This window comes from Arthrobacter sp. 49Tsu3.1M3 (genome assembly GCF_900168135.1).
Taxonomy (GTDB): domain Bacteria; phylum Actinomycetota; class Actinomycetes; order Actinomycetales; family Micrococcaceae; genus Arthrobacter.
Genome location: NZ_FUZD01000011.1, coordinates 1 through 19,385, shown reverse-complemented (window position 1 = coordinate 19,385; position 19,385 = coordinate 1). Strand labels below are relative to the sequence as shown.

The window sequence follows — 19,385 nt, the reverse complement described above, 5'->3', positions numbered from 1 at the left end:
CTCAGCCAGATGTGTTCCAGCTCTAACGTTCTGGAACATCCCTGTAGATGGGTCGGTGCTCTACCTCTGCGGCATCGCGAGGAGGCCGGCCGTGTCGTTGTTCCTCACCAGGTCGTGCAGGGCGATGTGTCAGGGTGCGCGCCGGGGGCATCAAAGGTCACTTTTCCTTTAGATGAGATAGTCCCAAATGAGACACGTTGTTGAGCGCCATCGTTCTCTAGAACCGCTGCGAAGCAAGGGGCTTTCAAACGCCTGACAGGTCGGTTCCCCGGTCTCGATAAAGGATCGTTTGTTGAGATCGCCTATGGGGGTTTGCGAGGCCGGAAGCGGAAGACTGCAGACGATTCGAGGCATTGTGGAGGATGACCTGGATGTTCTTCCCTTGCTCGCGAACGTCCCCGCTGGCCTTGCTCGTGCTTCTGCACGAGCCGTCGAACCGTCGTGTCGTGCGCCTGGTTCGCACTTGAAAGGCTCCGCCCGGGAAGTAAGGGAATGGTTCCTCCTGCCCTTCGTGAGGGGCAGGAGGAACACCTTAGTGGCCCTGATGGAGGGGACGTCGGGGGCAGGCGATAAATTGATTCCCAGATATCAGCAGCAGAAACGGGGGCTTCTGTGCAATTAGTGGCATACCTGAAGGGTGAACGCGTCGATGCCACACAGATGGCGCACGAACCGTGGCGGGCCTTGGCGAATCACCCTGACTACCTAAGCCTGACGCTGATTGAGTGCGGCCTACGTGTGGCGAACCACAAAGAAGCTCACCAAAAATGCGCTGGCGCCACGGCCCATCGCGGAACGTGCTCCCTTGGGGGCGGATCCCATCATCGGAGGGGCTTCCCGCACCCGCGCCTTAGCATCGGATGTGTAAACCCCACGACGTCCCACCCAAAGCTGCTAGGGCTTCGGGAATCCGCGAAGCCATGCCCAGCTCCCGGGGGCTAGAGATTCTCCAGTTCTGATCCGGGGGTTGCCTGGTCGGCGGTGGCTTCGGTCTCGGCGGCGCGTTTGACGGCGTGTCGCTCGCGCCGGCGGTCGTTGAGCATGCAGAGTCCGATCGCGGCGAAGAACAGCGCCAGCAAGGGGACGGCAAGGTAGAACATGCTCGTGGCGTCGGCGCCGGGCGCGGCCATCGCGGCGAACAGGCACACTAAGAACACAGTAATGCGCCAGCTCTTGAGGAGCTGCTGGCCTTTGATGAGCCCGGCCAGATTCAGCCCGAACAGTATTACCGGGAGGAGGAAGGCGATGCCGAAGGCCAGCATCAACCGCAGCACGAAGGTCAGGTAGACCTCGGCGCTGATGAAATTCGAGCCGCCCGACGGCGTGAACTCGGTCAGCACGCGCACCGCGTTCGGCAGCACCATCCAGGCCAGCAGGACGCCGCCGACGAACAGCGGCACGGCCGCCGCCACGAAGGACAGCGCCAGGCGGCGTTCCTTCTTGTGCAGCCCGGGCACGATGAAGGCCCACAGCTGGTAGAGCCAGACCGGGCTGGCGATGATCAGGCCCAGGAAAACCGACACCTGGATCATCAGGTCGAAGGAGCTCGCCACGCCGTCAAAGTTCAGGGTGGCCTGGCGGCCTTCATGTTGATTCAGATCGCGGATCGGTTTGATCAGCGCCGCCAGCAGGGGTTGATAGACCAGAAAACCGACGACCGTCCCAAAGACGACGGCGATCGCCGACTTGAAGAGCCGGTTGCGCAGCTCTTTAAAGTGGTCGAGGAGCGCCATCCTCCCCTCGGGGTTCGATCGGCTGCTCATGGCTTCGGTCAGGGGGGCTTAGACGCGGGTCGACCGCGGAACGTCAGTTTTGTCGACCGTGCGGCTTTCCGGCGCGCCGTGTTGCGCTGGGTTGATGACCCGGCCATCGACCTGCTCGGAGCCTTCTTTGGCGTCGGTGGTGCTGTCCTTCTTCATTTCGCGGACTTCCGACTTGAAAATGCGCATTGACTGGCCCAGGCTGCGGGCCATGCCCGGCAGCTTCGGCGCAGCGAACAGCACCAGTGCCAGAACGATGATAATGATGAGATGCCAGCCTTCAAGCCTCATGTCACGAGGTCCTTTCGTTGAAAGAAATTCTATGCCGTGCCGTCTCCCCCGCCGGACAATCACCCACTAAGGGACCGGCCCCTTCCTGCAATCGGGTGTCCCGCCGCCCAAGGCAGCGCACTGATCTGGTCACCAGGGAGGCACCGTCATCCTTGTCACCTTCCATAACCAACGAATCCAACCGCAGGTCGGCTCCCATGGGTAGCCGGCCACTGGATGAAGACCACCGTTCCCGGGGAAGAAAGGCCCTGCCGAAGCCATTGGAAGTGTTCATGACCACGTCGGTCAGTTTTTCAAACGCCGCCAGTGTCTTACGCGAGCTCGCGTTCCAGGGTGACTCCGTAGGGGACGTCTGCGCTCAGGGCCACCGTAAACATGGTCGGCCCATGACGTGTCACGAGAATCCCGTGCGCCCCGTCCTCGAGAGCCCGCTGCCGGACTGAATGCTCAGCAGCGTCAAGGCGTTCACCGATCAACTTGGGCGTCTCAGCCGTGACGTTATAGGTGGGCCCTGAGGCAGTAATAAATTGGTTCGCAGCCGCTCCGGGCATCGCCCTGGCGCCCTGCGACCGTACACGTGCACTGAAATTTTCCACGGAAACACTCCTTTGTATTTTGGCGGTTCGTCCGGACCCAGCACTCCGACGAGTCGTCAGACGTCTAATAACGAGTATAAATGAAGGCTTGATCCGCCGTCAAACCTTGCAGCAGCATGCTGATCCGCCATTCTCTTGGCCCCCCGGCCAGGACCCATGACCCCTGCAGCGGCCGGGAGAAGAGCCACCTGCGCTGCTCGTTGTCTAGTCCTAACGGGTTGGACCAGTGGTTCCCCCGGGTGGCGGTGATTGGAGGGACTTCAACGTTCATGCAGCCGAAGCGGAGGCCCATCTCCGGGTCCTCTGCGTTAATGTAATGATCGCCAAGGCGACAGCCATCCGTACGCCCGCTTCAGCTGCGGTCCCTTTTGGCTCTGAGACGGTACGGGTTGCTCCGAGGGGAGCAACCCGTACCGCGGACTCGGCGGTTCCCCGTCAATCCAATGTCCGACTCAGTCTGCCTGAAATGGGGCGGGGGGGTATTGAGCTTTACGCCTCCTCGCCCTTCCTTTGGCGAGCGATCAGTGGGCGAGGACGGCGATACTGGCTGAGTCAGTCAACCGCTGGGCAATCTCGAGTACTTCTGCAGCTTCCGGGGCTGTGGTGCCTTCGGAGGGCCCGCCCGCCGCGTGGCGGGCGAAGGATTCAGCCTGGAGACGCAGCGCTTCGAGTTGCGGGGCTTCACCACTCTCGGGTGACACGACCTCAAGGCGGACGTGGCCCTTCGAGCCGAATACTTCGGCGGTGACTACGTCACCGCCGGGATAGAAGCGTCCGAGCGAAACGACGGCGGAGGCTCCGGCCGAGAGTGAAATCAGGGCCTGTGCACTGTCCACGTCGTTGGCCGCATCCGGGTCCTCTGTGGCGGGCCCGGCTACTGCTGTCACGTCGGAGACGTCGGAGACATCCTGGTCAAGGAGCCAGAGCATCTGGTTGATCTCGTGAACACCCATGTCGATGTAGATCCCGCCGCTGTGGTTGCGGAAACTCGCCGGCGGCGGTGCTTCGTCCCACTGCGAGCACACGACGAGGTGGATGTTGCCCAATTTCCCGGCCGCGATGTCCTGGCGGAGTGTAACCAGTTCGGGGATGAACCGACGCCAATACGCGATCTGCAGAGCGACGCCGCGTTCAGCGGCCAACGAGGCAGCATTCCGCGCGTCCTCCGCGGAGATACCGAAAGGTTTCTCACAGAGCACCGACACGCCGGCCTCGATGACTTTCGTGGCGAGCTCGACATGCTGATCGGTGGGTGCGGCGATGATGACACCGTCAATACCGCCGGCAGCGAGCATCTCTTCCACCGTCGGGAATACCGCCAGACCCATGGATCTCAGTTCTCGTGCGGACGATTCAAAGGGCTCGGCAACGGCTACGCACTCTACGAGGTGTGAATTCTTCAGGGCCCGCAGATGGGTGCGTCCCATCCGGCCGCCGCCGATCAGGCCGAGGCGAAAGCGCGCGCTCACAGTCCACGCTCCTCGAGGAATGTCCTGTTGGCCTGTTGGTCGGCGATGGCGCGCTCGAAGCGCTCCGCTGTCTGGGGCAGGATGTCCTGTTCGACAACCAACCAGCCGGAGTAGCCGATGTCTTTCAGTGTGGAAATAAATGCGTCGCAGTCAAGGTCGCCTTCGCCAAGAGCAGGGAATACTTCCCGTTCCCAAATTGCGGTCGTGGGCAACTTCTCCGCAACGACTTCATTGAACCGGGCAATACTGGCGCTCTTCAGGTGGACGTGGTTGATGCGGTCCGCCCAGGTGTTGAGGTATTCCACGGGGTCGCCGCCGCCGATGAGGAAATGCCCGGAATCCAGGCACAAGCCGATATCGGAGATTTCCATAACCTTGGCGATCTCCGCCGGAGACTCGACATAGGTACCGGTCTCGTGATGGAACGTCGGCTCGTAGCCGCGCTTGCGGCAATGGTCAACCACCCGGGCAAGCCCGACCGCGAAGGCATCCCATTGCTCCGGGCTGTATCCGCTCGTGGGGTTGCTCTGACCGGAGCCGGGAGCGTTCCGGCGATGTTCGGCGCCGGCATCGGCGATGGTCGGTTTCGGCGGCAAACCCAGTTGGAATTCGGAAATTGCATCGAAGGTGTCCAGCATGGCGTCGAGTTCGGGCATCATCGCGTCAAGCTCGGAGGCGTCTGAGAACGGCAACTCCAGATAGGCGCCGGCCAGACCGAGACGGTGCGCGGCGAGAGCTATACCGAGCTGCGCCCCATCTCCCAGGTAGCCGACAGGGCCGAGATCGATTCCGGAGTACCCTGCGGAACTGACGGCTTCGAGAATGGCAGTCCCGTCGGGGACGTTCGGATCAATCCCGACGGTGACTTCAAATGCTCCGTAGCTTATGGGGGCGTTTGCCACCACGATGCCGGTGTTATTGCTTTGCATGATCAGAATCCTTGCTTAGTTAACGAACGCGGGTGCGTCAATCGAGCTGGGGAACGCAATGGTCTCTCCCTGCTGGATGGATCGAATGATGGACTGGCACAGAGCCAGGTCGTGCAGTGCATCCTGGGCGTTCGTGAGCGGTTCAGTGCCCTCAACGACACATTCGTGGAAGGCTTGGAGCTCCAGCTTGAAAGAGCTTTCGTACGACACGGTCTCGGTGATGCTTCGGGATTTCGCCGTGCCCGCCTCGCCGTCAATGATCTCGACGGTTGCCGGCGCGCTGCGCAGGAAGGGGGAGGGGAAGCTCAGTGTGGTGCGGGATTCCGGACCGTAGATCGCGAACTCCATTTCGTAGCGGGTGATCCCCGGGAGGTCGAGCCAGTGGATTGCCGCGGTAAGTTCCTCGAATTTGAGAACGACGGTGAGGCTTCCCGCCGTCAGGTCGACATATTCCAGGCTCGTGGGTTCGCCGAATACACCGCGAATGGTGTTCAGTTCATGCACCAGGGTGTCCAGGAGGACAGCATGGTAGCTCTCGCGCAGGAACGGATCGGCATCACCGATGGCCCGGGTGATGCTCTCCTGGGTCTGGGTCTTCCAGAGGGCAATCGCCTCGGCCGGGATCGGGGACACCGGGGCCAGGGAGTAGTGCTGGACGTAGGGCAGGAAAGGGGATTCGAAGGTTGTTACCCGGAGAAGGCGGGGATCCACCGTGTCAATGGCCAGATTCCGGAACCGTTCGTACGCCGGGTCGTACCGTTTGGGGTAGGCAACCATGAGCACGGTGCCCGCTTCCTGGGCGGCCGCCTGCATTTCCAGGCCTTCTTCGACGGAGAAGCACATGGGCTTCTCCACCAGGACGTGCTTGCCAGCTTGGGCGGCGGCGATGGCGATGGGGGCGTGGCTTCCCGACGTCAGGATGAGGACCGCGTCAATCGGTTCCTGCAGCATTTTCCGCCAGTCGGAAAAGGTCTTTGGAATGTTGTACCTGTCGGCATTGTTCCTGGCATTTTCCGCCGAGATGTCGCACAGGGCGGCAATCTCGTACCGGTCAGAGAGCTCTCGGAGGTAGTTGAGGTGCATCACCTGGGCGATGAGGCCGGCACCGACAACACCAACTTTGAGTCGACGAGTCATGACTTGGTTCTCCTTGAAATGAAGTAGTTAGGGGGTGAGGTTTGCAAATTGGGGTGACGCGTTTGGCCAGGTGGCACCGAGGGCACGGTGTATGAGCGTTGCGGCTTCGCGGACGCCTGCCTTGGCGTCCACGAAGGGGTCCTCGTGTTCGATGGAAATGCTTCTGACGGGAGAGTCAGCGAACTGGGCGATGAGCGCATGCCACCAGGCTTCGTCGTGGCCGCGGCCAGGTACGGAAAAGTTCCATGGCATCTCTGCCGGGCTGGCCGGCCACCGGTGGTCCAGCAGGCCGTTGAGGGCAAGCGCCTCCTCGTTGAATGAGGTGTCCTTGGCATGGACGTGACCAATCCTGGGCAGGATTCGCTCGACAACCTTGTTCGCGTCCATGCCCATCCAGAAGAAATGACTCGGGTCCAGGTTCGCGTAGAGGTTCGGACCGAGCGCCGTGAACTTTTCGAAGGTTTCGACGTTGTAGACCGTCGTGCCAGGGTGCAGTTCGATGCAGAGGTTGAGGGCCGGGTTTTCCTTCTTGGCGAAGTCGGCGATTTCGGACCAGTAGGGTACGACCTCTTCCTCCCACTGTCGATCGTGGACGCCCTCCAGATAGGGGAGCCAACCGCCGGCACCGAACGAAGCAGATCCGTCAGCGGCCGTTGCGGCCGGACATCCGGACATTGCCACGATCGTGTTCGTACCCAAGGGGCCGGCAAGCCGAATGGCCCGCCGCAGGGCATTGTCGTGATCCCGGGAGATTTCCCGGTCCGGGTGCAGGGGGTTGCCCCACACATTAAGCGCATCCAGAGCGATGTCGTACCGTGCCAGGGTCGACAGCCACCGGCGCCGGCTCGACTCGTTGGCGAGAAGCTCATCCGGATCGCAATGCGGATGTGGCGCGTACCCGCCGGCCCCGACCTCGACGGCGGTCACTTCTGGCACCTCCTGGCCCAGCCAGGAAAGGACCTCTTCCAGCGGGGTGTCGGCGAATGCCTCCAGTACGACTGAAATGTCACAAGACGTTTTCATGCTGGTACTCCTGATTCTTCTTCTTGCCTGCTCTTTGCGGTCAAACTCTTGATCAGACGCAGCCCCAGCGCCGTCACAGCGACCAAAGCGATGGTTCCGAACAGCATGAGAGAGGCCAGAGCGTTAACCTCGGGGGTGATCCCGAATTTGAGCTGGCTGTAGATGTAGATCGGCAGAGTCTGGTCGCTGCCGATAACGAAATTGGTGACAACGAACTCATCCAGCGACAGAGTGAAGGCCATGAGGGCCGCGGCCACGATCCCCGGGTAAACCAGGGGCAGGACAACAAAGTTCAATCGCTGCACGGGCCCTGCGCCCAGGTCCGCTGCCGCGCGCTCGAAATTGCGGTCCAAACTCTCCAGCCGTGAGGAAACCACAAGAATGACAAACGGTGTGGCCAGAACTGTTTGACCGATGACCGCGATGGGCAAGGACGGCTGCAGATGCAGCATATTCGTCGAAAGCACGAGGATCGCGACGCCGATCAGGAGGCCAGGAATCATGATGGGCAAGGTGATGAAGACCCGGACAGCGCTGCGGTACTTTAGGTGGGCACGCACCAGAGGGAACGCTGCAGCAGTGCCGATGACCGTGGCGAGAACGGTGACCGAGACCCCTACGGCGAGGGACTTCCCGAGTGCGTCCTGAATGATCATGTTTTGCATGAGCGACGAGTACCAGTCCAGGGTGAGCCCTGTCACCGGAAAGCCCACCACCTTCGATGTGTTGAAGGAAAGCAGAACCATCACGGCGATGGGCGCGAAGAGAAACAGGTAGATCAGGACCCCGTAGGCCGTGAGAATGGCTCGAAAGAGCCCGGCGCGGGGGTTTACGACTTCCATGTCATGAGCCATAAATATCCTTAGTGTCGAGTCCCCGTCGGAAGAGGACAAGGAGGACGAGAATCACCAGGGCAATCAATACGCTGGCGGCCGATCCGAGCGGCAAGAGGTATCCCGCAAAGAAGTTGGCAATGAGGTTCCCCATCAGCACCCCGTTGGTCCCGCCGACGATCCCAGGCGCGACGTACTCGCCCAGAATCGGGATGAAGACGAAGATTCCGGCGGTGACCATGGCCAGTTTCATCTGCGGGAGGAGGATCGTCACCAGGCTGCGCATCGGTGAAGCGCCCAGGTCGACGCCGGCCCGTAGCAGGCTCCAGTCGAAGCGGTCGAGCGACGAGTACAGGGTGAGAGCGGCAAACGGAAAGTACAGATAGACCAGGACGATGAAGACGCCCGGCGTGTCGTACAGGAACAAGCGGACCGGTGAATCGACGAGCCCCAGGTTCTTCAGGAGGACGTTGATGGCGCCGTTGTCACCAAGGATCGCGACCCAGGCATAAACCCGGAGCAGGTAGCTGGTCCAGAAGGGCAGAATAACGAGGAGAAACAGAACTCGCTGCAACCGCGCCGGAACGTACCTGACCAGCCAGTAACAGAACGGGAAGGCGATGGCCAGTGTCGTTGCGGTGGCGAGCAATGCCATCAGAATCGTCTTGCCCAACGTTTTGATGTAAGTGTCTGTCGTGGCGATTGTTTCGTAGTTCTTTGTGGTGAATTCCGGCACAAGGTTGTAGTCCTTGGTTTGCCAGAACGAGTAGACAACGATCAGGCAGAGTGGGGCAATGAAGAAGACTCCAAAGACGATGGCGGCAGGGGTAAACCCCACATATTGCCGCCAGTTTTTGCGTTCGCGCCGGGCGACTTTCGAGCGGGGGCTGACCAGACCGGTTCCGGCGTCCGGGACTCTGGCGGTTTCAAGGGTCGCCATCTTTAGGCACCAAAGATCTGGTTGAATGCCTCCGTGTAGGACTGCTGGTTTTCAGCCGGTCCCTTGAGCGTCATGGCGAGGGCTTTTTCGGGATTCCCCATGAACAGGCGCTTGGCGTCCTGGGCGGTCTTCGGATCGTTGAGCAGGATCTGGGCGGCTTTCTCGTTGAACAGGGGCCGGCCGTTGGTCTTGAAGTTTTCAACGATGTACTCGGAAGTTTCCATGGCGTTCAGGAAGGGGCGCACCAGCTTTTGGTGTGCTCCCTTGGACGTAATCATCTCCGCGTCGATGAAACCAATCGTGCCTTCCGTCGGGTATGCCGCCTCAATCTGCGGGCCGCCGGCTGTCTTGACGCGGAGATCCGTTCCCAGGTTTGAGATTCCGATTGCGGCCTCGCCACTGGCGAGCATCGAGATAATTTCGTTGTTCTGGCTCGCCAGCTTGATCATGTTGGGCTTCAAGGCCTTGAGGAAATCGGCAGCCTTCGTGAGGCCATCGCCCTTCAACGCATAAGGCTCCTTGGAGCCGGTGGCAATCCCGCCGATGGCAAGCAGGTCGGTAGGTATGTTCTCGGCAACGATCAGACCCTTGAAGGCGGGGTCGGTGAGCGACTCCCACGAGGTGGGGGGAGTCTTGACCAGCTTGGGGTTGAAATAGATTTGGACACTCGACCAGGAGAACGGGTATCCCAGGTAGCCCTGAGGGTCTTTGAGGAAGGGGAAGTCCCGGGCTGCGGAGTACAACTCCTTGCTCACCGCGATCTCATCCATCTGGAACGGATCGATGAGGCCCTCTTCCCTGTACTTCTTCACCCACAGTGCGTCGCCGGAGACGATGTCGAACTGGCTGCCGGTCTGTTTGATCTGCAGAAGGGCATCGGCGTTGTCCGAGAACAATTTTGGTCCGCCCGTAATTTTCGAGGCAGCGGCGACCTTCTTCAGCTGGTCATTTGAGAAGTGGTCGGACCAGGTCAGCCAGTTGACCGTCCCGCCGGCTGCGCCAGAGTCGCTGGCGCCGGAGGCACACCCGGTCATCACTAGCGGGCTGACACCCAAGGCCAACGAGCCCAGGAGCAGCGTGCGGCGGTCAATTTTAGTGTTAAGCAGACTTGCCATTGGAGTTTTCCTTCTTCTCAAGCTGTTCTACGAGTGGATGGGCGGCCTTGGTGGACCATGCGAGCGTCACCGTCTGGCCAATCTCGAGTCCTGTTCCGTCCAGGTCCTCGAGCGCGTGGTCACTGAGCGATGACACGACCAGTTGTTCACTGCCGGAAAGTCGCATCACGATCCTGGTAGTGGCGCCGAGATAGGCGCGGGAAACGATCTCGGCGTCGATGAAGCCGTTCGCGGCTATCCTGAGGGATTCCGGCCGGATCACCAGCGATGTCGTGTTCTCAGGTGCATGAGCCGAAATGGGCACCTGTGCACCGTTTTCAAGATGAAATACGTCGCCATCTTTGCGGCCGGCCAAGATGTTGGATTCGCCGATGAACTCTGCAACATAACGGCTGCAGGGTCTCCGATAGATCTCCTCCGGCGTCCCGATCTGCTCGATCCGCCCGCCATTGAGGATGGCGATGCGGTCCGCGAGACCCATGGCCTCCTCCTGGTCGTGAGTGACGAACACGAAGGTGGTCCCGACCTGCCGCTGGATGATGGAGAGCTCCGTCTGAAGCCTCTTCCGGAGTTTGAGGTCCAGCGCGCCAAGGGGCTCGTCCAGCAGCAGAACCCTCGGCTTGTTGACCAGCGCCCTGGCAACCGCAACGCGCTGGGCCTGGCCGCCGGAAAGCTTGGTGACGGGGCGGTCTGAGAAGGCGCCCAGGCCGACCAGGTCCAGAGCCTCTTGCGCCCTCTTGAGACGCTCGGTCTTTGCCACCTTCGCCATCCGCAGTCCGAAGGCAACGTTTTCGATGACATTCAGGTGGGGGAAAAGGGCGTAGGACTGGAACACGGTGTTGATCGGTCGGCGGTTGGGTGGAAGCTTGGTCACGTTTACACCTGCCACGCTGACAACACCTGCAGTGGGTCCGACAAAGCCACCAATGATGTTCAGGGTCGTGGTCTTGCCGCACCCGGACGGGCCCAAAAGGCAGAAGAATTCGCCGTCAATGATGTCGAGGTCAAGCTCATGGAGAGCGACTTCGTCCCCATAACTCTTCCGGATGCCCCTCAACTCAATGGAATTTCTTACCGACTCACCGAACACGGGCTGGGAGCTGGCGGGGCTGTCTTCTACGAGGAGATTAGTCAATGGTGATCGCCTTCCGGGTTTGAGCGCTTTCTTGGATTGCGTGAACTGTTGAGACAAGCCTTCGGCCGTCGGCGAAGGTGGGGTACGCCACGGCGGTGCCTCCGATGGCCAAATACACGTCGCGGATGAGGTTTTTAAACGCGTCGCCAAATCCCTCGGCGTGCCCGGCAGGAGTGAACGCGAGTCGTCCAGCGTCGGCAGAGAGCCGCTCGGGATCCCGGGTAATCGTCAGGACCGAGGCATCTGAGCGTCGATGCCGAAGGACGTTGGGCTCGTCGGCCTGCCAGTGGAAGCCGCCATCCGTGCCGTCCACGTCGATGGAGCAAGCGTTTGGCTCTCCGGCGCATACCCCGGAGAACACTGCGGATCCCGGGGTGCCGTCCGAAAGCTGAAGAAACACTCTGGCGTAGTCTTCGGCCTGGACGTTGATTTCGACCCCGTCCTTAAAGCGTTTGGGCCGGAGGGTTGAAAAGCGCGCGTCGACCTCAGTGATGCGGGAGTCGGTGACGTGCTCGACAAGATCCAGCCAGTGGACACCCAGATCCGCCGTTGCGTAGGACGTGCCGGCGATCTTTGGGTCGAATCCCCATCCCCAGTTGTCGTGGTTGGAGTCCCAGGACAGGAACGTGCCCCGGACTGCCTGGATCTTTCCGATCTCTCCGGATAGAATTCGGGCGCGGAGCTCAGCAACCATCGGGTAGGAGCGCTGAATCAGACATACGGCTGCGTGGATTCCGGCGGCTTCGCTCGCGTCCTCCAGGCGTTGTGCATCTTCGACGGTGGTGGCCAGAGGTTTTTCGCAGATCACATTGATGCCCCGTTTGATGGCTTCGAGGGCGTGACCGGTGTGGAAGCCATGGGGTGAGCAAACGTGAAGGACATCGGGCTGCGTCTCATCAAGCATCCGGCCCAGATCATCGAATGACGCGATGTCTTCACGTGGGGTCGCAGGTTGCAGGTCGGCGGCAAGAGTTTGGGCCTTCGACAGCTCCCGGCCGCAAACCCCAACCACAAGCGATCCCAGGTCCCGGATTCGCTGGCCATGGACCCGGGCGATGCCGCCGGTCCCCACGATGGCTGCCCGAAGCTGGGGCGGGTAGTACGTTTTCAGAACTTCATTCTTGTCCCGTGAGCTGGGCGCAGGAAGGTGCTCAATTGTTGTTTTTTGCACGCAATTCTCCATTGAATAGAGGGCAAGGAGCCGGGCGAGAATGACCGGCTTGACAGCCTGGTTTCGCCTTCAGCGTTCCGTATGTCGACCAAGTCTGGACATGGTCTGATTCTTTGTCAAGACATTCTTACTTTTGCAATTCCTGGGTTCCAGCGTCTCGACGGCTGCGGCGCGAACCTCCTTCTGCCGGTAAGGCCCGGCAGTCGAAGGTGAGATCCACATCACAAGTCTAACGTTAGACGTCTAGCAACTGCAAGTGCAGTTTGCGCATTAAAACGTGCGAACTGGCATGGGGTTCTGCGCGTGGTTGAGGCTCGGGCCCGCCCGCTGGTTTCGGGACGACGCCCGGCGGCGCCCACTTGAGGATGATGCGGGATTCTTGCGATTGCCTGGGAATCGCATGATGGATTACTGTGCGTTTCCATGGAGAGGCCTGGCAGAGTAGGGGAGGAGGGCATTTAAAGCTGACTTGTGTGAATCTCACAAAAAAGCTTGACGGTATTTGGGAGCTGCGGATAGTGTCATTTCCCAGTCGGGCCGCCCACGGGCTTTCTATCCCCGACAGCAACCCGGAAGATCTTGCTGCACTCGCCCGCAATGTCGCGGCGCGGACGTCATGAGGATTCGGGGCTGGGGCAGCAAAAGTCGCAAGATCGCGAAGAAAGCGTTTGGTGATGGCATCACGGCAGGGCACCAATAAAGCAATCCCACCACAAGCCTTCTAAGTGCGGGGACACAGGGATGTCGTCGTGTCGGGTCCCGTCGAATTCCATCGTCCGATGGACGCGAACGGGACCGACATGAACGGTAAATAAGCAAAAGGGTAGTCGCAAGTGATTCCGCGATGACTTACGCCGCCTGACCGCGCGGAATCCATCCGCGTTCATCAGCGGAACGCCCGACCGACTCCAGCGTCTGCTCAGACCCACTGTGCTGCTTCCGTTCGAACCGGAGCGCAGCATTCAGAGGATCTGGCCGCGGCATCACGTGAGGGCGCCACGGTTACGGGGTTCTGGTGCGGTCACCGACCTGGCCCCGCTTGCCGAGTTGAAACTCCCAAGACCGGAGCTGAAGCCAGGAGTCACCTTGCTATGACTCCTATTATTGCGCCCCTTCTCTCTGAGGCCCCCAGCCGAGGAAGTGAGCAGTGGACCCGTGGGCGACAAGCGGTTGGTCCCGCGAGCCCTCGTACTTCCGGTCCAGGCGAAGCTGCGTGGCGGTTGCAGTGTCCAAACGCAAGATTCGTGGGTATCCCGATCGGAATCCACGCCAGCGTTGAAGAGCGTGAAGATCCGCCCAACCTACCCAACAAAGGAGGAGATGCCCAATGGCATCATCGTTAGACATAGTCATTGATAGGGCATCTCCCGTCCCCCTCTATCATCAGGTGGCTCAAGGCATCGAAGCCGCCATTCGAACTGGTGGGCTTCCCGGCGGAGCACGGCTCGACAATGAAGTGGATCTGGCTGCCCGGCTCAACCTCTCCCGCCCGACATTGCACAAAGCAATTGAACAATTGGTCCAGTGCGGACTCGTCGTGCGAAAGCGAGGAGTAGGGGCTCAGGTGCTCGCCGCCGAGCCCGGCAATACCAGGCGGGTATCAAGCCACTATGACGAAATGCGCCGCCTCGGAAACGATCCGACATCGGAGGTCATCAGTTTTTCGCACCTGAAAGCAGATAGTCGGATCCGGGAATCGTTGAATCTTCCGGTCAACGCCCACGTCTACCACTTCATTCGACTGCGGAAAGTCAGCGGCAGGCCGCAAGCCCTGATGGAGAACTGGGTGCGTGACGACATCACGGAACTTGACGAAGCCAGTCTGGGGTCCCGGGGCCTGTACGAAATACTCCGGAACGCAGGTGTTGACTTCCGCTTGGCCAACCAACGAATAGGCGCTATGGTCGCCAATGACTACCAGGCGAACGTACTGCAGGCTGAGGCGGGCGCGGCACTTGTGACGATGGAACGCACTGCGATAGACGGAACTGGACGCAGGGTCGAAACCGGATGCCACGCCTACCTGGCCGATACATACGCTTTTTCCATGACACTGGTGAACCGCCAATGAGCTTGCAGAAAGCAATGGCCTCATGGGACACCATGTGTAGCGTGCTTTTGCGGCATTCAATTAGAACATCGGCAGGAAATACCCCGTTCGGAACTGGAACCCAGAGATTCCGAAGCATACGGCCGGGGTGCTTGTCGGTTCCGGTTCTGCTTCTACCCGATGAATGAATTGGCTGCCTTTTCACGGCGGCTGCGACTGTCTGCCGGGCGATTGAGCGACTCGGCCTTGATCCGTCTGGCCACCCTGGAAAGTGTTCCCAGATCTTCGGCCGGTCCGCCGGCCGGGTATGCGGGCGCTACGGGTCACTTCGCTGGCTACTCGAAGGCTCGGCCGGCTGCACACCTCATGATCGCCCAAGAATGGGAAACGTCTGAACCATCGTCACGGGCATCGGCATGGCCAGCAACATGCTTGAACAGACAAGCCAACGCGGGGTTGACGATGGCAGCAGCTCCTCTAACATGGTACTAGACGTCTGACGACTGATTCGTTCCTTTCAACTAGACCATCCGGAAAAGAAGTGATGTCTCGGGGGAGACGTGGGGATGTGGCAAGAGTCCAACCCCGACCTCACACCCCAGTACACTGAAATCATTGTCGAGGGAGGACGTAATGTCAGGTCGCCGGCCAAATCTGGCAGAAAAAGTTCGAGATGAACTCAGGGAGCTGATCAGCAACGGCACATATAACGTGGGCGATAGACTCCCTAATGAAGACGAGATGTCCGAGAAGTTCGCCGTCAGCAGGGCCACTGTCCGCGAAGGCTACCGCGCCCTGCTCGACGCCGGGTACCTTTCCCGCCTGCACGGTAAAGGGACGTTCGTCACCCGCATCCCGCAACGCCACGGCTTGGACTCCAGCGTTGGCTACGCCGCGATGATCCAGGCCGCCGGGTTCACCCCCAGTATCAAGACCATCGCACAGCGCGTGCAACCCGCCGACGACACCGACCAGGCACGGCTCAACCTGGACCGTGGGGCTGAGGTGCTCGTCGTAGAACGCGTCCGCTTCGCCGATGACCGACCTGTGGTTTACAGCATCGATCGCGTGCCGCTCGCCCTCGTACCCGAGGAGATCCGGGAGAACCTCGGGCCGTCCCTGTTCGATACTCTTGAAAACCTAAAGCACGGTGTCAGAAACGGGAGGGCCAAACTGCTCCCCGTCCTCGCCGGGCCTCAGGAAGCCGAACAGCTGCACCTTAAAGAGGGCGACCCGCTCCTTTACTTCGATGAAGTTGACTACGACATCGATGGCACACCAGTCCTTGCCTCCTTTGAATGGCACACCGGCGACGTCTTCGAAATGTGGCTCAACCGGCACGCCCACCCGCCCGACAGCCGTGTGAAGAGCCCAACAGCCATTGCCGAGTCCCGGTACTGAACCAACTGGAGAGCCGCTCACGCCCCCAAACGGCAGGCTATGGCGAAAGAGCATCTGGGCCAGCGGCCGAGTCCCATGGTTCTTTACTTTATTGCGCCCGTCGGGGCGGCAGCCAGGGCCCCTCAGACCGGTTCCGGCAATCGCGACCACAGTGGTCTGCTCTCCCCGGATGTCCTCCTCCTGCTCCAACAGGGCACTGCTTTCAGCTTCCAGCGCCCCTCGTCGTGACCTAAAGTCCGTCTGCCGACCTAACCGCGTCGCTCCATCTCCGGCCCCGCCTCCACATTAGTCAGGGCCATGTGACCACGCTCGGCCCCGACACCAGTCCCTCCCGAGCCCTAGCCTTACGTAATATCCGCTATCGGTGTGGAGGTCGGATTGCCTTTCGTTGGCGCAACCACGGCATCCTAGAACCCGACAGCAGAACAGCCCCGGTGCATGATCACACCGGGGCTGTTCCCTTGGAGCCGCGCTCAGGCGCCAGAGGTGACGTCGTGGACCTCCCGGGGCAATCCCGACTGGGCCCGGTGGGGAGCCCGGCTGCCCTTGGACGATACGCCTCAGACCGATGGGCCGGACCGTCACCGCGCAGGGGCCAGGCCCGGTGGAAACGTCGGGGCGAGAGGCCTGTCTGGGTTTATGTCGGTCCCGGAGAGCCACGCCATCAAGGCCGGCGCGGGTTTGGGCCGATCAGGCGCCGGGCGGCCTCGGCGATATGTTGTGCGTCGATGCCTGCCCAGGAGAGGAGCTCCTGCCCGGTTCCGGACCCGGGCATGCCGTGCACGGCCAGGTGTGTGATGGACAGGTCACTCGGCGGTGCCGTGAGCAAGGCATCCTTGACCGCTGATCCCAGGCCTCCCTCGGGGCGGTGGTCTTCGGCGATGACGACGCGGCCCTGTGTCTCGCCGGCGGCGGTGAGCAGTGTTTCTGCGTCTATGGGCTTGATGGAGTAGCAGTCGATGACGCGGGCTTGGATTCCGTCAGCGTCGAGGATGTCTGCTGCTTTAAGCGCTTCGTGAAGGGTGACCCCTGCCCCGACGAGGGTGACGTCGTCGTTGTCGGAGGACCGCAGGAGCTTGGAACCGCCGACCGGGAACTGCTCTGAGGCGCTGTACAGGACTGGGTAGGCGCCGCGGGTGGTTCGGAGATAGCTGATGCCGGAGGTTTCGGCCATGCGCTGTACCAGGGCGGTTGTGGTGGTGGCGTCGGCAGGGTAGAGGACGGTCGATGCATGCACGGCCCGGATCATCGCGAGGTCTTCCAGCGCCATCTGTGAGGGGCCGTCGGCGCCGATCTCGACGCCGGAGTGCGAGCCGCACAGGCGAAGGTCGGCGCCCGTGATGGACCCCATGCGGATGAAGTCGTAGGCGCGGGTGAGGAAGGCCGCGAAGGTCGAGGCGAAGGCTTTGTATCCTCGGATGCTCAGGCCTGTGGCGGCGGCGATGAGCTGCTGCTCGGCGATGTACATCTCGAAGAACCGGCCGGGAAATGCCTTCGCGAATTCGTCGGAATGGGTCGAATTGCTGACCTCACCGTCCAAGGCAACAACGGTGGGATCGTTGCCGCCGAGTGCTGCCAAAGCGTCGCCGTAAGCCTTTCGCGTAGCGACCTTCTCGCCCACTGTGTATCTGGGGAAGGTTGCGCCGGGAGCGTCGATGCGCGCTTTTGACCCTTCTTTGGGAAGAGGTCCCCGCAATGTCAGGGTCCTTGGACCGCCGAGTTCTGCAATAGCCTTCTCGGCCATGTCGGGCGGTAAGGGTTTTCCATGCCAATCAGGGCTGTCTTCGATCTCGGCGAAGCCTTTGGCCTTGATGGTTTTGGCGAGGACGACAACGGGCTTGCCTTCAGGTGCTTTTGCCGCAGTGGAAAAAGCCGTGTCAATCATGTCGAGATCGTGGCCGTCGATGATGATGGCCTGGGCGCCGAAAGCCTGGACCCGGCGGGCATAGGACTCCATGTCCCAGCCGAGTTCGGTCTCGCCCCGCTGTCCCAGCCGGTTTACGTCAACGACGGTGACGAGGTCGGTCAGGCCATAGTGGGAGGCCTTGTCCAGGGCTTCCCACATGGAGCCTTCCGCCATTTCGCTGTCGCCACACAGCACCCACACCCGGTAGGGGAGCCGATCCAGGTATTTCCCGGCGAGGGCCACTCCGACGCCGTCCGGAAGTCCCTGCCCCAGCGAGCCCGTCGCGAAATCTACCCACGGCAGTGCCGGGGTCGGATGTCCCTGCAGGCGCTGGCCGAACCGGCGGTAGCCGGTCATGAGCTCATCATCGGAGACGACGCCGACGGCCTTGAAGACCGAATACAGCAGGGGAGTGGCATGGCCTTTGGAGAAGATCAGGTGATCATTGGTGTCCAGGTCCGCGTTGTCCCAGTCGTAGCGCAGATGACGGCTGATCAGGACAGCCAGCAAGTCTGCGGCCGACATGCTCGACGTTGGATGGCCGGATCCGGCGGACGTGCTGGACCGGATGGAATCCACCCGGAGCTGCGCAGCGAGTTCAGCGACCTGTGAAAGGTCCTCGCCGACGTTTTCGTGGTTTGCCGCGGGCATGGCGGTGTCCTTCGTCGATGGAACTTGCCGGATCCCTGCAGGGTCTCGCCGGAGGAAGAGTAAGTCAAGACTCTCCGTCCAACACCGGCGGGCCCTGCCGGCCCGATGCGCCGGTGCGCCCACGCAGTAGGTATCCCGTCCCGCGAACTGGGGTCAGCGAATGGATGCCGAAGGGAATGTCGATCTTGCGCCGGAGGTAGCCGATGTAGACCTCCATGACGTTGTCCCCGCGCTCGAAACTGGAGTCCCACACGTTGTCGAGTATTTCCCGCTTCGTCACGATTTGGTCATGACGGCGGATGAGGTATTCCAATAGCTCATATTCACGGGGCGTAATCCTGATCCCGATGCCGCGCCGGCGGGCCGAGTCCAGTGTCAGGGCACCCAGCGTCAACACCCGGGACGCTCCGGGGTACCGCGTTGGATAAGGGCCCTGATCCACGCCACCAGCACGGGAAAGCTGAATGGTTTGGTCAGATGGTCATCGGCGCCAAGATCGGAGGCGTCCGCCTGATCGGACTCGGCGTCCCTGGCAGTAAGTATCAGGACCGGAGTCCAGACCTGGCGCTCCCGAAGTTCCCTCAACACGTCATGACCTAGTTGGCGTCGGCGCGCGCGAGGCAAGGAGTATGTCATTCTTGCCTTGGCGTCAGTGTCTCCTGGCCCGGTACCCGGTGGGTCAGTCCTGATCTCGAGGTTCGGTCTGTGGTTGCTCCGATGCGGTGGCGGAGTCCGGCGCGTTTTGTTGTTCTGGCGTGTTTTCGTCTTGGAGTTCGCTGGAGTATGGGGCGCGGCTTCGGGGGATGTCGTCGATGAGTTCGTTGGCGGCCATGGCCAGGAGGTCTCTTTCGAGGACCGGCAATGACAGGAGTCCCTGGAGGTAGGCTTCGACTTCGTATTCGCCTGCGGCGCCGCCGAGGCTGAAGTATTTGAGCCAGAGGTCGCCAAGTTGGAGGTCGACGGCTTTGAGGGCGGCGC

At 61.1% G+C, this 19,385-nt stretch carries 18 protein-coding genes; 2 read left to right on the top strand and 16 right to left on the bottom strand.

Annotation, left to right across the window (positions count from 1 at the left end; translation table 11 throughout):
• Positions 1-938: 938 nt before the first annotated feature.
• The 12 genes from tatC to B5X90_RS12775 form a co-directional block, all read right to left on the bottom strand.
• Positions 939-1,733 carry a twin-arginine translocase subunit TatC gene (tatC, locus tag B5X90_RS12830; RefSeq protein WP_179129140.1) on the bottom strand — a complete coding sequence of 265 codons (795 nt, stop codon included), beginning with the start codon at positions 1,731-1,733 and terminating at the stop codon, positions 939-941.
• A gap of 48 nt (positions 1,734-1,781) precedes the next feature.
• Positions 1,782-2,051: a Sec-independent protein translocase subunit TatA gene (tatA, locus tag B5X90_RS12825; protein WP_079553622.1), complete on the bottom strand. Its 270-nt coding sequence runs from the start codon at positions 2,049-2,051 to the stop codon at positions 1,782-1,784.
• A 311-nt stretch (positions 2,052-2,362) separates the two neighbouring features.
• Positions 2,363-2,647 (bottom strand): hypothetical protein, encoded by a 285-nt coding sequence (locus B5X90_RS12820; protein ID WP_079553619.1) that lies wholly within the window; start codon positions 2,645-2,647, stop codon positions 2,363-2,365.
• Positions 2,648-3,168: 521 nt separating this feature from the next.
• Entirely contained in the window at positions 3,169-4,116 is a 948-nt protein-coding gene (locus B5X90_RS12815) for a Gfo/Idh/MocA family protein (RefSeq protein WP_079553617.1), read from the bottom strand.
• Complete coding sequence (locus tag B5X90_RS12810; RefSeq protein ID WP_079553614.1) at positions 4,113-5,045, bottom strand: sugar phosphate isomerase/epimerase family protein; 933 nt, start codon at positions 5,043-5,045, stop codon at positions 4,113-4,115. The genes B5X90_RS12815 and B5X90_RS12810 overlap by 4 nt, the downstream gene beginning before the upstream one ends.
• 15 nt (positions 5,046-5,060) lie before the next feature.
• Positions 5,061-6,182: a Gfo/Idh/MocA family protein gene (locus B5X90_RS12805; protein ID WP_079553612.1), complete on the bottom strand. Its 1,122-nt coding sequence runs from the start codon at positions 6,180-6,182 to the stop codon at positions 5,061-5,063.
• Between the two features lie 27 nt (positions 6,183-6,209).
• On the bottom strand, positions 6,210-7,205 hold the full coding sequence (locus tag B5X90_RS12800; RefSeq protein ID WP_079553610.1) for a sugar phosphate isomerase/epimerase family protein: 996 nt from the start codon (positions 7,203-7,205) through the stop codon (positions 6,210-6,212).
• The gene (locus tag B5X90_RS12795) at positions 7,202-8,059 is read right to left on the bottom strand and encodes an ABC transporter permease (RefSeq protein WP_079553607.1); all 858 of its coding nucleotides are present in this window, start codon (positions 8,057-8,059) and stop codon (positions 7,202-7,204) included. The genes B5X90_RS12800 and B5X90_RS12795 overlap by 4 nt, the downstream gene beginning before the upstream one ends.
• On the bottom strand, positions 8,049-8,978 hold the full coding sequence (locus B5X90_RS12790) for an ABC transporter permease (protein ID WP_079553605.1): 930 nt from the start codon (positions 8,976-8,978) through the stop codon (positions 8,049-8,051). Before B5X90_RS12790 ends, B5X90_RS12795 begins: the two co-directional genes overlap by 11 nt.
• A 2-nt stretch (positions 8,979-8,980) precedes the next feature.
• Positions 8,981-10,093, bottom strand: coding sequence for an ABC transporter substrate-binding protein (locus B5X90_RS12785; RefSeq protein ID WP_079553602.1), 1,113 nt, complete (start codon positions 10,091-10,093; stop codon positions 8,981-8,983).
• The gene (locus B5X90_RS12780) at positions 10,077-11,228 is read right to left on the bottom strand and encodes an ABC transporter ATP-binding protein (RefSeq protein ID WP_143264748.1); all 1,152 of its coding nucleotides are present in this window, start codon (positions 11,226-11,228) and stop codon (positions 10,077-10,079) included. Before B5X90_RS12780 ends, B5X90_RS12785 begins: the two co-directional genes overlap by 17 nt.
• Entirely contained in the window at positions 11,221-12,411 is a 1,191-nt protein-coding gene (locus B5X90_RS12775; RefSeq protein ID WP_079553597.1) for a Gfo/Idh/MocA family protein, read from the bottom strand. The genes B5X90_RS12780 and B5X90_RS12775 overlap by 8 nt, the downstream gene beginning before the upstream one ends.
• A gap of 1,315 nt (positions 12,412-13,726) precedes the next feature.
• Between B5X90_RS12775 and B5X90_RS12770 the strand changes: the two genes are divergently transcribed.
• Both B5X90_RS12770 and B5X90_RS12765 read left to right on the top strand, forming a co-directional pair.
• Positions 13,727-14,470 (top strand): GntR family transcriptional regulator, encoded by a 744-nt coding sequence (locus tag B5X90_RS12770; RefSeq protein ID WP_079553594.1) that lies wholly within the window; start codon positions 13,727-13,729, stop codon positions 14,468-14,470.
• A gap of 612 nt (positions 14,471-15,082) precedes the next feature.
• Complete coding sequence (locus tag B5X90_RS12765; protein ID WP_079553592.1) at positions 15,083-15,850, top strand: GntR family transcriptional regulator; 768 nt, start codon at positions 15,083-15,085, stop codon at positions 15,848-15,850.
• A gap of 664 nt (positions 15,851-16,514) precedes the next feature.
• Here B5X90_RS12765 and B5X90_RS12755 read toward each other — a convergent pair.
• The 4 genes from B5X90_RS12755 to B5X90_RS12745 form a co-directional block, all read right to left on the bottom strand.
• Entirely contained in the window at positions 16,515-18,407 is a 1,893-nt protein-coding gene (locus tag B5X90_RS12755; RefSeq protein ID WP_079553586.1) for a transketolase, read from the bottom strand.
• Positions 18,408-18,471: 64 nt separating this feature from the next.
• The gene (locus tag B5X90_RS21660; RefSeq protein ID WP_256860219.1) at positions 18,472-18,801 is read right to left on the bottom strand and encodes a winged helix-turn-helix domain-containing protein; all 330 of its coding nucleotides are present in this window, start codon (positions 18,799-18,801) and stop codon (positions 18,472-18,474) included.
• The gene (locus tag B5X90_RS21655) at positions 18,798-19,043 is read right to left on the bottom strand and encodes a response regulator (protein ID WP_256860217.1); all 246 of its coding nucleotides are present in this window, start codon (positions 19,041-19,043) and stop codon (positions 18,798-18,800) included. Before B5X90_RS21655 ends, B5X90_RS21660 begins: the two co-directional genes overlap by 4 nt.
• Before the next feature lie 43 nt (positions 19,044-19,086).
• Positions 19,087-19,385, bottom strand: a 299-nt coding sequence (locus B5X90_RS12745; RefSeq protein ID WP_079553583.1) for a hypothetical protein, incomplete at its 5' end; no start/stop codon positions are given.